This is a genomic window from Nocardioides imazamoxiresistens (genome assembly GCF_032378595.1).
Classification (GTDB): Bacteria; Actinomycetota; Actinomycetes; order Propionibacteriales; family Nocardioidaceae; genus Nocardioides; species Nocardioides imazamoxiresistens.
The window spans coordinates 220,766-233,923 of sequence record NZ_JAVYII010000001.1 but is presented as its reverse complement, the minus strand read 5'-3'; the positions used below and the strand labels follow the sequence as shown (position 1 = coordinate 233,923).

13 protein-coding genes are annotated in these 13,158 nt (G+C 73.9%); 6 read left to right on the top strand and 7 right to left on the bottom strand.

Annotated features, from left to right (window positions below; translation table 11 throughout):
* The first annotated feature begins 89 nt into the window (after positions 1-89).
* A complete protein-coding gene (locus RDV89_RS01150; protein ID WP_315730615.1) occupies positions 90-737 on the top strand; it encodes a TetR/AcrR family transcriptional regulator in 648 nt (215 codons plus the stop codon).
* 16 nt (positions 738-753) lie between these two features.
* On the opposite strand, the gene RDV89_RS01145 is transcribed toward RDV89_RS01150, so the two are convergent.
* The 3 genes from RDV89_RS01145 to RDV89_RS01135 are packed head-to-tail and all read right to left on the bottom strand — an operon-like array spanning position 754 to position 2,988.
* Positions 754-1,179, bottom strand: a complete 426-nt coding sequence (locus tag RDV89_RS01145) for a nuclear transport factor 2 family protein (protein ID WP_315730613.1) — start codon at positions 1,177-1,179, stop codon at positions 754-756.
* Positions 1,176-2,096 carry an acyl-CoA thioesterase gene (locus RDV89_RS01140; RefSeq protein ID WP_315730612.1) on the bottom strand — a complete coding sequence of 307 codons (921 nt, stop codon included), beginning with the start codon at positions 2,094-2,096 and terminating at the stop codon, positions 1,176-1,178. Before RDV89_RS01140 ends, RDV89_RS01145 begins: the two co-directional genes overlap by 4 nt.
* A 10-nt stretch (positions 2,097-2,106) precedes the next feature.
* Entirely contained in the window at positions 2,107-2,988 is an 882-nt protein-coding gene (locus tag RDV89_RS01135; RefSeq protein ID WP_315730610.1) for a 3-hydroxyacyl-CoA dehydrogenase family protein, read from the bottom strand.
* Between the two features lie 148 nt (positions 2,989-3,136).
* On the opposite strand from RDV89_RS01135, the gene RDV89_RS01130 reads away from it, so the two are divergent.
* From RDV89_RS01130 to RDV89_RS01120, 3 genes are read left to right on the top strand one after another with little or no spacing between them, the layout of a single operon-like run.
* Positions 3,137-4,678, top strand: coding sequence for a class I adenylate-forming enzyme family protein (locus tag RDV89_RS01130; RefSeq protein ID WP_315730609.1), 1,542 nt, complete (start codon positions 3,137-3,139; stop codon positions 4,676-4,678).
* Positions 4,675-5,487 carry an enoyl-CoA hydratase/isomerase family protein gene (locus RDV89_RS01125; RefSeq protein WP_315730608.1) on the top strand — a complete coding sequence of 271 codons (813 nt, stop codon included), beginning with the start codon at positions 4,675-4,677 and terminating at the stop codon, positions 5,485-5,487. The genes RDV89_RS01130 and RDV89_RS01125 overlap by 4 nt, the downstream gene beginning before the upstream one ends.
* The gene (locus RDV89_RS01120) at positions 5,487-5,921 is read left to right on the top strand and encodes a PaaI family thioesterase (protein ID WP_315730607.1); all 435 of its coding nucleotides are present in this window, start codon (positions 5,487-5,489) and stop codon (positions 5,919-5,921) included. Before RDV89_RS01125 ends, RDV89_RS01120 begins: the two co-directional genes overlap by 1 nt.
* A gap of 40 nt (positions 5,922-5,961) precedes the next feature.
* On the opposite strand, the gene RDV89_RS01115 is transcribed toward RDV89_RS01120, so the two are convergent.
* Positions 5,962-7,515: a class I adenylate-forming enzyme family protein gene (locus RDV89_RS01115; RefSeq protein WP_315730606.1), complete on the bottom strand. Its 1,554-nt coding sequence runs from the start codon at positions 7,513-7,515 to the stop codon at positions 5,962-5,964.
* Positions 7,512-8,531 carry an LLM class F420-dependent oxidoreductase gene (locus RDV89_RS01110; RefSeq protein WP_315730605.1) on the bottom strand — a complete coding sequence of 340 codons (1,020 nt, stop codon included), beginning with the start codon at positions 8,529-8,531 and terminating at the stop codon, positions 7,512-7,514. The genes RDV89_RS01115 and RDV89_RS01110 overlap by 4 nt, the downstream gene beginning before the upstream one ends.
* 125 nt (positions 8,532-8,656) lie before the next feature.
* Here RDV89_RS01110 and RDV89_RS01105 point away from each other — a divergent pair, with 125 nt between their 5' ends.
* The gene (locus tag RDV89_RS01105) at positions 8,657-10,585 is read left to right on the top strand and encodes an AMP-binding protein (RefSeq protein WP_315731502.1); all 1,929 of its coding nucleotides are present in this window, start codon (positions 8,657-8,659) and stop codon (positions 10,583-10,585) included.
* Positions 10,582-11,280, top strand: coding sequence for a nitroreductase (locus RDV89_RS01100; protein ID WP_315730604.1), 699 nt, complete (start codon positions 10,582-10,584; stop codon positions 11,278-11,280). The genes RDV89_RS01105 and RDV89_RS01100 overlap by 4 nt, the downstream gene beginning before the upstream one ends.
* Positions 11,281-11,311: 31 nt before the next feature.
* On the opposite strand, the gene RDV89_RS01095 is transcribed toward RDV89_RS01100, so the two are convergent.
* Together RDV89_RS01095 and RDV89_RS01090 are read right to left on the bottom strand one after the other, a co-directional pair.
* Positions 11,312-12,187, bottom strand: coding sequence for a hypothetical protein (locus RDV89_RS01095; RefSeq protein WP_315730603.1), 876 nt, complete (start codon positions 12,185-12,187; stop codon positions 11,312-11,314).
* Between the two features lie 234 nt (positions 12,188-12,421).
* A complete protein-coding gene (locus RDV89_RS01090; RefSeq protein ID WP_315730602.1) occupies positions 12,422-13,153 on the bottom strand; it encodes an ABC transporter ATP-binding protein in 732 nt (243 codons plus the stop codon).
* Positions 13,154-13,158 lie beyond the last annotated feature (5 nt).

The window sequence follows — 13,158 nt, the reverse complement described above, 5'->3', positions numbered from 1 at the left end:
CCACCCGGCCGGGCGTGCCGCGATCGTGTCCGCTGGGTGCGGGCTGCCACAATGCCCTGGCACCGAGGTCGGAAGTGAGGCGTGCACCTGTGAGCAAGCGTTCTTCGGGGAACGACGCGGAGGGGTCGACCGACGCCCCGCGTCGGGGACAGCGTCGTTTCGACCGGTCCGAGCTGATCGTGGACGCGGCGGCGGAGATCTTCCGTCGCAAGGGCTACGACGCGACGAGCCTGCAGGAGATCGCGGACGAGGTGGGGATCCTCAAGGGGTCGATGTACCACTACATCGCGACCAAGGAGGATCTTCTGTTCGCGATCATCAACCGCAACCACGAGCGGATCATCGCGGGCAACCAGGGCTGGCGCGAGCACGCGGACGACCCGGTGGCGGCGCTGCGCGCGTTCGTCGAGGGCCACATCCGGATGAGCCTGGCCCACCCCACCGACTCCATCGTCTTCGTGCGCGACTTCCGCGCCCTGAGCGAGGAGCGCGCCGCCGAGATCGTCCAGCGCCAGCACGACTACGACCACGACTTCCGCAGCCTGGTCGAGCAGGCCGTCGAGCAGGGCCGCCTGCGCGACGGCGTGACGCCCGAGTTCGCCTCGCGGGCGGTCTTCGGCATGGCCAACTGGGTGCACTACTGGTACGACGCGCGCGGCCGCCTCAGCGCGGACCGCGTGATCGACGAGCTGTCGACGTACGCCATGGCCTCGCTCGCCGCGCCCCTGCCGTCCTGACCCCCGGCGGTGCCGGTCAGGCGCCGGCGCCCGACCCCTTGATCATCGGCACGACCACGGCGGTGTCGTACCAGGACACCACCCGCGTGATCCGCGAGCCGTCGGTGTCGATCACGTCGACGGCGTCGAACGCGACCTCCGCGCCCGCCCGCGTGCGGCCGACGAACTCGATCTCGACGGCGGCCGCGTCCCCGTCGACGACGTAGCGCGTCGGACGGTCCTCGTGCTCCTCGAACTGCGCGACCACGGCCGTGAGCAGCCGGACGGCCTTCTCGCTGCCGGTCGTCGACAGGCTCATGCCGTGCCGCACCTCGACGTCGGGGTGCAGCACCGCCGCCAGGGCCTCCCAGTCGTGGCCGTTGACGGCCGCGAAGTAGCGCTCGGCCAGGGCGCGCACGGGGTGGGTGGTGCCGGTCGTGCCGGTCGTGTCGGTCGACGTCATCGTCGCTCCTCCGGGGTGCTGGTCGGGGTGGGGTGCAGCGGGGCGGGGCGGTGGTCGCGGGGCGCGCGGATGCTGCCGAGCTGGGCGACCGTCGCCAGCAGTGTGCCGTCCCGGGAGTGCATCTGGGCCGTGCCGAGCCCGCGGCCGCCCTGCATCGCGGGAGAGCTCTGGGTCAGCTGCACCCAGTCGTCGACACGGGCCGGCGCGTGGAACCACATGCTGTGGTCCAGGGAGAAGCCCGCGGCGGCGTCGGGTCCGAACCACAACCCGTGGGGCCGCAGGCAGGGGTCGAGCATGCAGAGGTCGCTCGCGTACGCCAGGAGCGCGGCCGCCAGCGCGCGGTCGCGCGGCGCCGGCCCCGCAGCGCGGACCCACGTCGTGCTGGCCGGGGCGCCGTCGGTGGCCAGCCTCGGCGGGTCGGAGTCGTAGCGCAGGTCGAAGGGCGACACGGTGGTCCACGGGCGGAAGGTGTCGGCGTACCCCTCCAGCTGGTCGCCGACGTTCGGCAGCGTGGACGGGTCGGTCGCGGCGGGTGCGGGCGCCTGGTGCGACGGGCCCCGGGTGTCGGTGGCGAACATGACCTCGGCGCGCAGCAGGAGGCGCTCGGCCTGCACCACCTCGACGCAGCGCCAGGCGCTGGAACGGCCCTCGTGGACGCGCTGCACGTCGAGGTCGACGGGCTGGCTGCCGCGGCCGGCCTGCACGAAGTACGCGTGGAGGCTGCGCACCCACTGCCCCTCGCGCACGGTGGCGGAGGCGGCAGCCAGCGCCTGGGCGACGAGCAGCCCCCCGTAGGGGACGCCCCACTCGACGGCGGGCGCCTCGCCCCGGTAGGACGAGTGGCCCTGGCGGCGCGGGCGGAGCAGGTCGACGAGCTCGGCGAGGGCCTCGCCGCCCGTGGCGGGCGGCGAGGGCACCTCCGAGCCGTTACTGAGCGGCGCCGTACTCACTGAACCCGCGGCCCGTCTTGTAGCCGTAGTGGCCGGCGTTCACGAGCGCCCGCAGCCCCTGGGTGGGCAGGAAGCGGTCGCCGTAGTGCGACGCCATGGCCTCCGAGGCCTTGACGTAGGTGTCGAGGCCGCCGAGGTCGACGGTCTGCAGGGGGCCCATGGCGTGGTTGAACGCGAGCTGGCAGGCCCGGTTGACGTCCTCCGGCGTCGCGATGCCCTCCTCGACGACCCGCATCGACTCGGCGATCAGCGCCATGATGAGGCGGGAGGTCAGGAAGCCCTGCGTGTCCTTCTCGCAGACGATCGTCTCCTTGCCGTAGCGCGCGGCGAGGTCCTTCATCGCCGCGACCGTGGCGTCGCTGGTCTCCACGCCGCGCACGATCTCGACCAGGCGCATCACCGGCGGCGGGTTGAACCAGTGGGTGCCGATCACCCGGTCGGGCCGGCCGGTGGCCGCCGCGATCCGCGAGATCGCGAACTGCGAGGTGTTGGACGCCAGGATCACGTGGGGGCGAGCGACCTCGTCGGCGCGGCGGAAGATGTCGCGCTTGACGTCGACGTCCTCCACGACCGACTCGATCAGGTGGTCGGTCTCGCGGGCCGTGGCCTCGAGGTCGGTGCTGGTGGTGATCCGCTCCCGGGCCTCCTTCGCCTCGGTGTCCGAGAGCTGGTCCTTGCGCACGAGGCGCTCCAGGCTCCGCTCGATGCGGGCGATGCCTCGGTCGAGGTCGCCCTGCGCGAGGTCGACGAGCGTGACGTCCAGTCCGGCGACGGCCGCGACCTGCGCGATCCCGTTGCCCATCTGGCCTCCGCCGCCGACCACCATCACCCGCTCGATGTTCGTCTCCGCACCGGTCATGGGGTTCCGCCTCTCTGGCTGGCTCTGCTGCTGGTTCGGGGGCCCTCTCGTCCGGTGGCGGCGCACGGGTCGTGCACCGTCGTCGGCTCGACGCGGGGGCCGTCGCGTCGTTGACGAAGTTACCAACCGATTGGTAGTTTCCGCAAGCATGACCGGTATCAGTCAGTGGGCCCGGCACTGGGCCAGGTTCGGCGCCGAGCGCCCCGCTCTCCTCGCCGACGCGGGAGGCCGCACGTGGGGTGAGCTCGAGCGCGGGTGCGCCGAGGTCGCCGCCGGCTTCCACGCCGTCGGCGTCCGTCACGGCGACCGCGTCGGCGGTCTCATGCGCAACGCGCCCGAGCACTTCGAGGTCGTCCTGGCCTGCGCGCGGATCGGCGCGGTGTTCGTGCCGCTCAACCCGCTGCTGACCGCGGGCGAGCTGCGCGACGTCGCCGGCGACGCCGACCTCGCGGCGGTCGTCACCGACACCGCCTTCCTCGGGGTGCTGGGCGTCCTGGAGGAGCTCGTGGGCGCGGAGCGGGTCTTCTTCGTGGGGGAGGTGCCCGAGCTGGCCCGCGGCTTCGACGAGCTGCGGGGGCACGGCCGCCTCGAGCGCGACCTCGACGTGTCGCCCGAGGACCCGCTGATGATCTGCTACACGAGCGGCACGACGGGACGGGCCAAGGGAGCCGTGCTGACGCACGCGAACATGGAGGGGGTCGCCGCCAGCGCCATCGCCGTGGACGCGCTGGGGTACGCCGACCGCGCGGTCGTCACGGTGCCGCTCGCCTTCACCGGCGCCGGGGTCTCCTTCGCGATCCCGTTCCTGCGCTGCGGCGGGTCGATCCTCGTCCGTGACGGCTTCGACCCCGCGCGGCTGCTCGACGACATCGAGCACCACGGGGTCTCGTTCGTCGGCGTCGTCCCGGTCATCCTGGAGCGCCTCGCGGCCGAGCCCGGGTTCGCCGATCGCGACCTGTCCGGTCTCCGGGTCGCCAAGGCCGGCGGGGCCGCCGTCCCCGAGCACCTGCTGCGGCTCTACCACGACCGCGGCGTCGGCCTCGTCAACGCGTACGGCCTCACCGAGGGCTCGGGCCTCAACCTCGAGCTGCAGGCGCACGAGGCCCTGCGCCGCCTCGGTTCGGTCGGGCAGCCGCTGTGGGGGCAGGAGGCCCGGGTGGTCGGCGCCGACGGCCGCGACTGCGCGCCGGGCGAGCCGGGCGAGCTGCTGCTCGGTGGCACCTGCGTCCTCAAGGAGTACTGGCGCAACCCGGCCGCCACCGCGGACACGATCCGCGACGGGTGGCTGCACACGGGCGACCTGGCCACCGTCGACGAGGACGGCTACTTCCGCATCGTCGACCGGTCCAAGGACATGATCATCTCGGGCGGGCTGAACGTGTACCCGGCCGAGGTCGAGTCGGCCCTCGCCAGCCACCCCGACGTCGTCGAGGTGGCCGTGGTCGGCGTGCCCGACGAGCGGTGGGGCGAGACGCCCGTCGCCTGCGTCGTCAGCGCCAACCCCGACCTGGGCCTGGCCGACCTCACCTCCCACGTCGAGGCGTCGCTCGCGACCTACAAGCGACCGACGCGCCTCGAGCTGCGCCACGAGCCGCTGCCGCGGGGGATGAGCGGCAAGATCCTCAAGCGCGAGCTGCGCGCCGAGCTGGTCGACCGCGAGCCCTCGGCCGACGCGGCGGTGCTCTCGTGAGCGACACGCAGCCCGTCGCCGTCGAGCGCCGCGGACCCGTCACGATCCTGACCCTCGACCGTCCGGAGCGGCTCAACGCCCTCTCGCACGGGCTGCTGCGCCGGCTCGGCGAGGTGCTCGACGACCTGCTCTACGACTACGAGCAGCGGGTGGTCGTGCTGGCCGGGGCCGGTCGCGCCTTCTGCGCCGGGATGGACCTCAAGGGCCAGGCGGAGGGCGCCCGCTGGGTCGAGGACGTCGGCCGGGTTCAGACGACCTACGCGATCCAGGAGGTCGTGGCCCGGGTGGTCGCCGGTCTGCGGGAGATCCCGCAGCCGGTCGTCGCGGCGGTGCACGGCATCGCCGCCGGCGGCGGGTTGTCGCTGGCCTGCGCCGCCGACGTGCGTGTCGCCGGGCCGGCGGCGCGGTTCAGCGCCTCGTTCGCGAAGCTCGGGGTCTCGGGCGGGGACATGGGCTCGTCCTGGTTCCTGCCCCGCCTCGTCGGCGCCGAGCGGGCGGCCGAGATCCTGCTGACGGGCTGCGACGTCGACGCGGCGGAGGCCGAGCGGATCGGCCTCGTCTCGCGCGTCGTCGCCGAGGGCGACGAGCTCGACGCCGCCGTCGAGGTCGCGCAGCGGATGTGCGACGTCGCGCCGTTCACGACCCGCATGACCAAGTCGCTGCTGAACGCCTCGCGCGACGGCCTGAGCCTGCGCCAGCAGCTCGAGCTCGAGAACCGCACGCAGGTGATGATGACCTCCACGGCCGACTTCCGCGAGGCGTGCGACGCGTTCCTCGAGCGGCGCCCGGCCGTGTTCGAGGACCGCTGATGGACTCCTGGCCGCGGGAGACGCCGGGCCTGGAGGGCCTGCGGGTCTGGTTCAACGACCTCGCCGCGATCCGGTGGATCGGGGTCGAGTGCGTGGACGTCGAGGTCGGACGGGTCCGGGCGCTGCTGCACGTGCGCGAGGAGCACCGGAACCCGGGCGGCGCCGTCAACGGCGGGGTCCTGCTGGCGGCCGCCGACGTCACCGCCGGGGTCGCCGTCTCCTCGACGGGGGAGCCCGGCACGGCCGCCGCGACGACCGACCTCACCATGCACTTCCTCGCCGCCGCGGTCGCCGCCCCCCTGGAGGTGCACGCCGAGATCCTGCGACGGGGCCGGCGCAGCGGCGTGCCGCACGTCCGGATCCTCGACGCGGAGGGCACGCTGTGCGCGGTCGCGACCGGGACGTGGGTGGTGCGGGGCCCGGCGACCGCCTGACGGGTCGGCCGGGGCCGGGGCCGAGCGCCGCAGCCCGCCCTCAGCGCAGCGAGCCCGCGGCGTACGCCTCGCGGATCCGCGCCTTGACGATCTTGCCCGTCGGGTTGACCGGCAGCGGCTCGGAGACCAGCACGACCTCCTTGGGCCGCTTGTAGTCGCCGAGGTGGGCGGCGCAGTGCGCCCGGACGGACTCGGCGTCGAGGTCGTGGGCGTCGGCGTGCGGGCGCAGGACCGCGACCACCCGCTCGCCCCAGTGCTCGTCGGGCACGCCGACCACCGCGGCCTCCGCCACGCCGGGCAGCTGGTAGAGCACGTTCTCCACCTCGGCCGGGTAGACGTTGTAGCCGCCGGTGATGACCATGTCCTTGAGCCGGCCGGTGACGTAGAGGTACCCCTCGTCGTCGACGTGGCCGAGGTCCCCGGTGCGCAGCCAGCCGTCGACGACCGCCCGCTCGTCGGGCCGCTCCCAGTAGCCGGCCATCACCGACGGCCCCGACACGCAGATCTCGCCGATCTCGCCGGGCCCGGCCTCGCGGTCGTCGACCAGCACGCGCACGTCGCTGTAGGTCATCGGGCGCCCGATGGAGCCGACCTTCCGCACGGCGTCCTCGGGCATGAGGCAGGAGGAGAACCCGCACGACTCCGTGAGGCCGTAGCCCTGCACGAACACGTCGAGGCCGCGCTCGCGGAAGCGCTCGATGAGGGCGACGGGCATGGGCGCGGCGGCCGAGAGGACCCGCTGGAAGCAGGTGAGGTCGAGGCCGTCGAAGGCCGGGTGGTCGAGCAGCGCCTTGAACACCGTCGGGACGCTCGCCATGTAGGACGGCCGGTAGGCGCGGATCGCCTCGGCGATCGCCTCCGGGGTGCCGAGGGTCAGGAGCCGGATGCTGCAGCCGAGGTGGAGGAACGGCAGCACCCCGGCCAGCATCGCCCCGGACACGCTGATCGGCAGCGAGACCAGGGGGCGGTCGCCGCGGTGGAAGCCGAGGTCGACGGCGAGCGACGTCGCCACCGACGCGATGTTGCGGTGCGTGATCATCGCGCCCTTGGGCAGCCCTGTGGTGCCCGAGGTGTAGAACAGCCCGGCCGTCGTGTCCTCGTCGAAGTGCGGCACCGCGAACGGCTCCGCGGGCGCGTCCGTGTCGGGCCACCCGTCGCCGTCGGTCGCCAGGACGTCGAAGGGCTCGCCCGAGTGTGCGAGCAGCGCCGCGGCGCGTGCGGACCAGGTGTCCTGGGTGACGAGCAGCACCGGGCGGCTGTCGCGCACGAGCGCGACGGTCTCGCTCTCGGAGAGGCGGGTGTTGAGCGGCACGTAGACGGCACCGAGGCGCAGCACCGCGAGCATCGCGGGCAGGAACTCGGCGTGGTTGTCGTGCAGCAGCGCGACGCGGTCGCCCCGGCCGACGCCGCGCTCGCGGAGCAGGTGCGCCACCTGCCAGGTGCGGCGCTCGAGGTCGGCGTACGTCAGCACGCGGTCGTCGAGCACCAGCGCGGGCTTGTCGCCGAACCGCTCGGCGTGGCGCGTGACCCAGGTGGCGACGCCGGGGCGGTACGCGAGGTCGCGCGCGGCGCGGCGGGTCGTCGTGGTGCTCACAGCCCGACCTCCGCGGCCAGCGCCTTCATCGCGGTCTCGTCGCGCAGCTCCATCAGCACGACGGTGCCGACGGGCGAGTCGCGCCACAGCTGGAGCCGCTCGCGGATCCGGCCCGGCGGACCGATCAGGGACGTCCCGTCGACGAGCTCGTCGGGAATCGCGTCGACCGCCTCGTCGCGCCGGCCGGCGAGGAACAGGTCCTGCACCTCGTGCGCGACGTCGCCGAACCCGGCCCGGGTCACCGCGTCGAGGTGGAAGTTCGCACCCTTGGCGCCCATCCCGCCGACGTACCAGGCCAGGGGCTGCTTGGCCCGCCGGAAGGCGGCGCGCAGGTCGTCGTCGACGAACGTGTTGACCGTCGCGACGATGTCGAAGCCGGGACGCGCCCGGGCGACGAGGTCGCCGTACATCGCGTCGAAGCTCTCGATGTGCACGAACGCGGGCAGCCACCCGTCGGCCACCTCGAGCGCGAGCTCGACGTTCTTGGGGCCCTGGGCGCCCAGGTAGACCGGGATGTCGGGACGCAGCGGCTCGGTGATGAGGCGCAGGGGCTTGCCGAGACCGGCCCCGCCGGGGTGGGGGAGCGGGTAGAACTCGCCGTCGTGGCGCAGCGGCGCCTCGCGGGCCCAGGCGGCGCGGAGGATCTCGACGTACTCCCGCGTGCGGGCCAGCGGCTTGGGGAAGGGCCGGCCGTACCAGCCCTCCACGATCTGGGGGCCGGAGACCCCGAGGCCGAGACGCAGCCGGCCGCCGCTCAGCGCGTCGAGGGTCATCGCGGCCATGGCCGCGTTGGCCGGGGTGCGGGCGTCGATCTGGCAGATGGACGTGCCGAGCCCGATGCGGGAGGTGCGGGCCGCGTACCAGGTCAGCGGCGTCAGGGCGTCGGAGCCGTAGGCCTCGCCGACCCAGACCGAGTCGTAGCCCAGGGACTCGGCCGTCTGCACCGCCGCGGTGTCGTCGGCGGGGCGTGCCTGCCAGTAGCCCAGCCCGATCCCGAGCCTGAGGTCGTCGACCATCTCGTTCCTCCTGACACGACGCTGTGTGCGCCTCATTATGATCAGGGATCTCGGACCTAGGCAACCGTACGTTTGGTTGTGTAGCGTCGGCCGTACCGACGACGAGAGACGGGCGGGTGAGCGGGATGGACATCCTGACGGCGGTCACGCACTGGGCGCAGCGACGTCCCGACACACCGGCGGTGCGCGACGACGACGGCGAGCTGACCTGGCGCGAGCTGGAGCGGGCCGCGCTGCGGGAGGCCGCGGTCCTGGCGGGCCGGGGCGTCGCCCCCGGCGACCGCGTGGGCGTCGTGATGGCGAACTCGCGGGCCTTCTGCGTCGGCGTGCTCGCGACCCTGGCGGCCGGCGGCGTCGTCGTGCCCCTCAACCACCGCCTGCACCCGCGCGAGATGAGCGACCAGCTGGTCGACGCGGGAGCCCGCCTGCTCCTGCACGACGAGGCGTACGCCTCCGCTGCCGCCGACGCGGCCGTCGGCCCGGGAGCCCAGCTGCACCGCGTCACCGCGGACGGCGACGCGGCGGGCGCCGAGGGCGGTGCGGAGGAGGGGTCGCTCCGGGTCGTGCGCGAGCTCGACGACGTCGCCGCGATCCTCTACTCCTCCGGCACGACCGGGCGTCCTCGCGGCGCCGCCGTGACGCACCGCAGCATCTTCGCGATGGCCCACGACCGGATCGTCAACGACGCCTGGGGCCGTCACACGGTCACCTACGTGCCCTACCCGCTCGCGTTCTCCGCGGGCCTGCTCGCCTCGTGGTTCGCCACGACGGTCGCCGGGGGGCTGCTGGTCACCGACGCCGCGTTCGACCCCGGGCGCGCGCTGCGCCGCTTCGAGGAGGACCGGATCACCGTCTTCATGGCCGTCCCGGCGGTGTGGCAGGCGATCGCCGTGCACCCCGACATCGAGCGGACCGACGTCTCCAGCCTCGACACCGTCTCGGCGGGTGGGGCCATGGTGACCCCGGAGCTGATGGCCACCCTGCGGGCCCGGGGGATCCGGCTCTCGCAGGGCTACGGCCTCACGGAGTCCTCGGGCGTCGCGACGGCGCTCGCCCCCGCGGACGTCGAGCGCAAGGAGGGGTCGGTCGGACGGCCCATGATGCTGACCGAGTCGCGGATCGTCGCGCCGGACGGCAGCGACTGCGCCGTCGGGGAGCCCGGCGAGCTGTGGCTGCGCGGGCCGGCGGTGATGGCCGGCTACTGGAAGGACGGCGCGCCGGACCCGGACTCGCTGGTCGACGGCTGGTTGCGCACCGGTGACGTGGCCACGAAGGACGACGAGGGCTACCTCGCCATCGTCGACCGGCTCAAGGACATGATCATCACCGGTGGCATCAACGTCGTGCCGGCCGAGGTCGAGCGCGCTCTCGAGGCGCTGCCCGGGGTGCGCGAGTGCGCCGTCGTCGGGGCGCCGCACGAGCGCTGGGGCGAGACCCCGCACGCGTTCGTCGTCGCCGACGACCCCGCCCTGACCCCCGTGACCATCTCCGCGGCCCTGCGCGAGCGGCTCGCCGGGTTCAAGATCCCCACCCGCATCGACGTGCGGACCGAGCCGCTGCCCCGCAGCGCCAACGGCAAGGTGCTGCGCCGCCGGCTCCGCGACGAGGTCTCCGCACCGGCGCCCGGCCCGTCCGTCCCGTCCGCGGCGTCCGCGGTGGCAGACGTGACCGCGCTCGTCGAGCGCTACTTCGCGGCCGTCAACGCCCGCGACTGGGAGGCGTTACGCGCCACCCTCCACCCCGACGTCCGGATCCGGCAGGGCGACCTGCTCCACGCCGACGGCGTCGAGCGCGTCACCCGGCTGTACCAGGCCATCGTGGCCCAGTGGGACGAGCACGAGGACCGACCGACCCGCATCCTCGTCGACGGCGACCGCGCCGCGGTCGAGATCACCTTCACGGGTCGGCGCCCCGACGGCACGCCCGTCACCTTCCCGGCGATGGACGTGATCACGGTGCGCGACGGCCGGGTCCTGCACGTCTCGACCTGGTACGACACCGAGGTCGTCGTGCCGCTCGTGACCGGCCGGGTGCCCGACGCGGTGTCGTCGTGAGGACGGCGGAGGAGCTCGCCGACCTGGCCGACCTGGACGACCTGGACGCGCTGCTCGCCGACCGGCACAGCTGCCGCGCCTTCGCGCCCGAGGGGGTGCCGGAACCGGTGCTGAGAGCGGTCCTCGCGACGGCCCAGCGCACCGCCTCGTGGTGCAACACCCAGCCGTGGCAGGTCCACGTCGTCAGCGGCGCCGCCCGCGACCGGCTCTCGCGCGCGCTGCGCGAGCGCGTCCCGGCCGGGCCGCCGGCGCCCGACCTCGACGTCCCGCCGGGCTACACCGGTGTCCACGACGAGCGGCGGCGCGAGAGCGGCCTGGCCCTCTACGCCAGCCTCGGCATCGAGCGCGGCGACCGGGCGGCCCGCGACGAGCAGGCCCTGCGCAACTTCGACTTCTTCGGCGCCCCCCACGCGCTGGTGGTCACGACCGACCGGTCGCAGGGCACCTACGGCGCCGTGGACTGCGGCGGCTACGTCGCCACCCTGCTGCTCGCCGCCCGGGCCGCCGGGCTGGCCACCTGCGCGCAGGCCGCGGTCGCCATGTACTCCGACGTCGTGCGCACCCAGCTCGGCCTCGCCGAGGGCCGCGCCGTCGTCTGCGCGGTCGCGCTCGGCCGGGCCGACCCGACCCACCCGGTCAACGCGTTCCGCACCTCCCGCGCCGACGTCGACGACGTCGCCACGTTCGTCCGCTGACTGACGCGACCGGCCCGGGGTCGCACCCCGTCTACGAACCCAGGAGCTCCTCGGCGCGGAGGAGGAGGCCGGAGAGCACCGCGATGACGACCACGGCGCCGGTGCCGACGAGGATGACGCCCCGCTTCACGTCCGTACGCAGCTCGCCGCGGCCGAGGTCGCGACGCTGACGGCTGAGGAAGTCCGTCATCCGCGGATCCGACATCCTCAGCACGAGGTCGTCGACGAGCTCCCGCTGCCGCTGCAGTCGTCTCTCCGAGCCGGACGCGATCGACCTCCGGGACAGCAGGTAGACGCGGTCGCCCCGGATCTCCACGTCGTAGGACCGCCCCACAGCGCGGAACGCGCGCACGACGTCGGGGGTGAAGAACGTCCGGGCGAACTGCTCGCCGCCGTCGGCGACGAAGAGCGGGAACCGGCGTCCGCCACCGACGTCGACCCGTTGGGACCTGTGCCACGACGTCGGCACCACCCGCACGCCGAGGATCTGCCTGAGGTGTCCGAAGTCGACGACGAGGTGCGGCACGCGTCGGGGGAGACGGATCGCGACGTACGCGTTGAGCTTGCGCAACCCCGCCGTCTTGTGGGTGCTCAGATGGCCGACCTCGACGGCCACCCCCTGGTCCACGTAGTTGACCACCGCGAAGCAGTCCGTCCCCGCACTCTCCGTGAAGGGATGGGCGGTGTTGTCACCCACGCCCGTCCTCCACGGCGTGAACCGACCGCCGGTCCGGTCCGCGAGGCGCTCCAGCCGGGCCAGCACCGCGGGGGAGAAGGTGACGGCCTGGTGGATGCTGAGCGCGCAGACCATCAGGGCGATGGTCACCATCAACCAGAGGCCCGCGGCGACCTCGCCCACGTCGATCGCGGCGGCGATCCCGCCCAGCGCGGCGATGCCGCTGACCACCGCGGCCACCCTCGGGCCCCGTGAGATCTCGGACAGGCGCTGCTGCTCGTCGTGACCGCCGGGACCCGTGCGGCCGGTACTGCCTCGCGTCACTCGACACCCCCGTACGAGTGCTCGTGCGGTCCGGTCGGACCAGCTCGCGTCCCGATCACCCGAGGGCGATCCTCGCAGGGGCGCCGGGAACGCCGACGCGGCCCGTCCGGTGACCACGTCCCGGACGAGCCGCGCCGAGCCTCAGACCGCTGCCGCGCCGCCCAGGTACGCGGCTGACAGCTTGTCGTCGTCGAGGAGGTCGACGGCCGGGCAGGCGGTCACGACGTTCCCGTTCGCGATCACGACCGCCTGCTCGCTGATGCTGAGCGCCAGCCGGGCGTTCTGCTCGACCAGCAGCACCGTGACCCCCTGCGCGGCGATGTCCGCGATCGCGGTCGCGATCCGCTCGCCCATCAGGGGAGAGAGGCCCAGGCTGGGCTCGTCGAGCAGCAGCAGACGGGGCAGCCGCAGAGTCGCCCGGGCGATGGCCAGCATCTGCTGCTCGCCGCCCGAGAGGTAGCCCGCGCTGGTCGTCGCTTTGTCGCGCAGGGCGGGGAACTGCTCGTACGCCCGCTCGACCGCGTCGGCGACCTCGCGCCGCGGCAGGCCCTGGCCGCCGACGACGAGGTTGTCGCGCACGGTGAGGTCCGTGAAGATGTGCCGGCCCTCCAGCACCTGCGCGAGCCCACGGCGTACCAGCTGCCACGGGGGCAGGGCGGTGACGTCCTCGCCGTCCAGGGAGACGCTGCCGGTGCGCACCGACGCGCGGTACTGGGGGAGCAGGCCCCCGACGGCCCGGAGCAGGCTGGTTTTGCCCGCCCCGTTGCCGCCGAGGACCGTCGTGACCCGCCCCGTCGGGACGCTGAGGCTGACGCCGTGCAGCGCCTCCGCGCCCCCCGGGTAGGTGACCGTCAGGTCCGTGATCTCGAGCACGAGCC

Bases quoted from the DNA above. Each gene is read 5' to 3' on its own strand.
- RDV89_RS01145 (WP_315730613.1), bottom strand. From the start codon at position 1,179: ATGACGTCGACCGACACGACCGGCACGACCGGCACCACCCACCCCGTG.
- RDV89_RS01135 (WP_315730610.1), bottom strand. From the start codon at position 2,988: ATGACCGGTGCGGAGACGAACATCGAGCGGGTGATGGTGGTCGGCGGC.
- RDV89_RS01130 (WP_315730609.1), top strand. From the start codon at position 3,137: ATGACCGGTATCAGTCAGTGGGCCCGGCACTGGGCCAGGTTCGGCGCC.
- RDV89_RS01120 (WP_315730607.1), top strand. From the start codon at position 5,487: ATGGACTCCTGGCCGCGGGAGACGCCGGGCCTGGAGGGCCTGCGGGTC.
- RDV89_RS01110 (WP_315730605.1), bottom strand. From the start codon at position 8,531: ATGGTCGACGACCTCAGGCTCGGGATCGGGCTGGGCTACTGGCAGGCA.
- RDV89_RS01105 (WP_315731502.1), top strand. From the start codon at position 8,657: ATGGACATCCTGACGGCGGTCACGCACTGGGCGCAGCGACGTCCCGAC.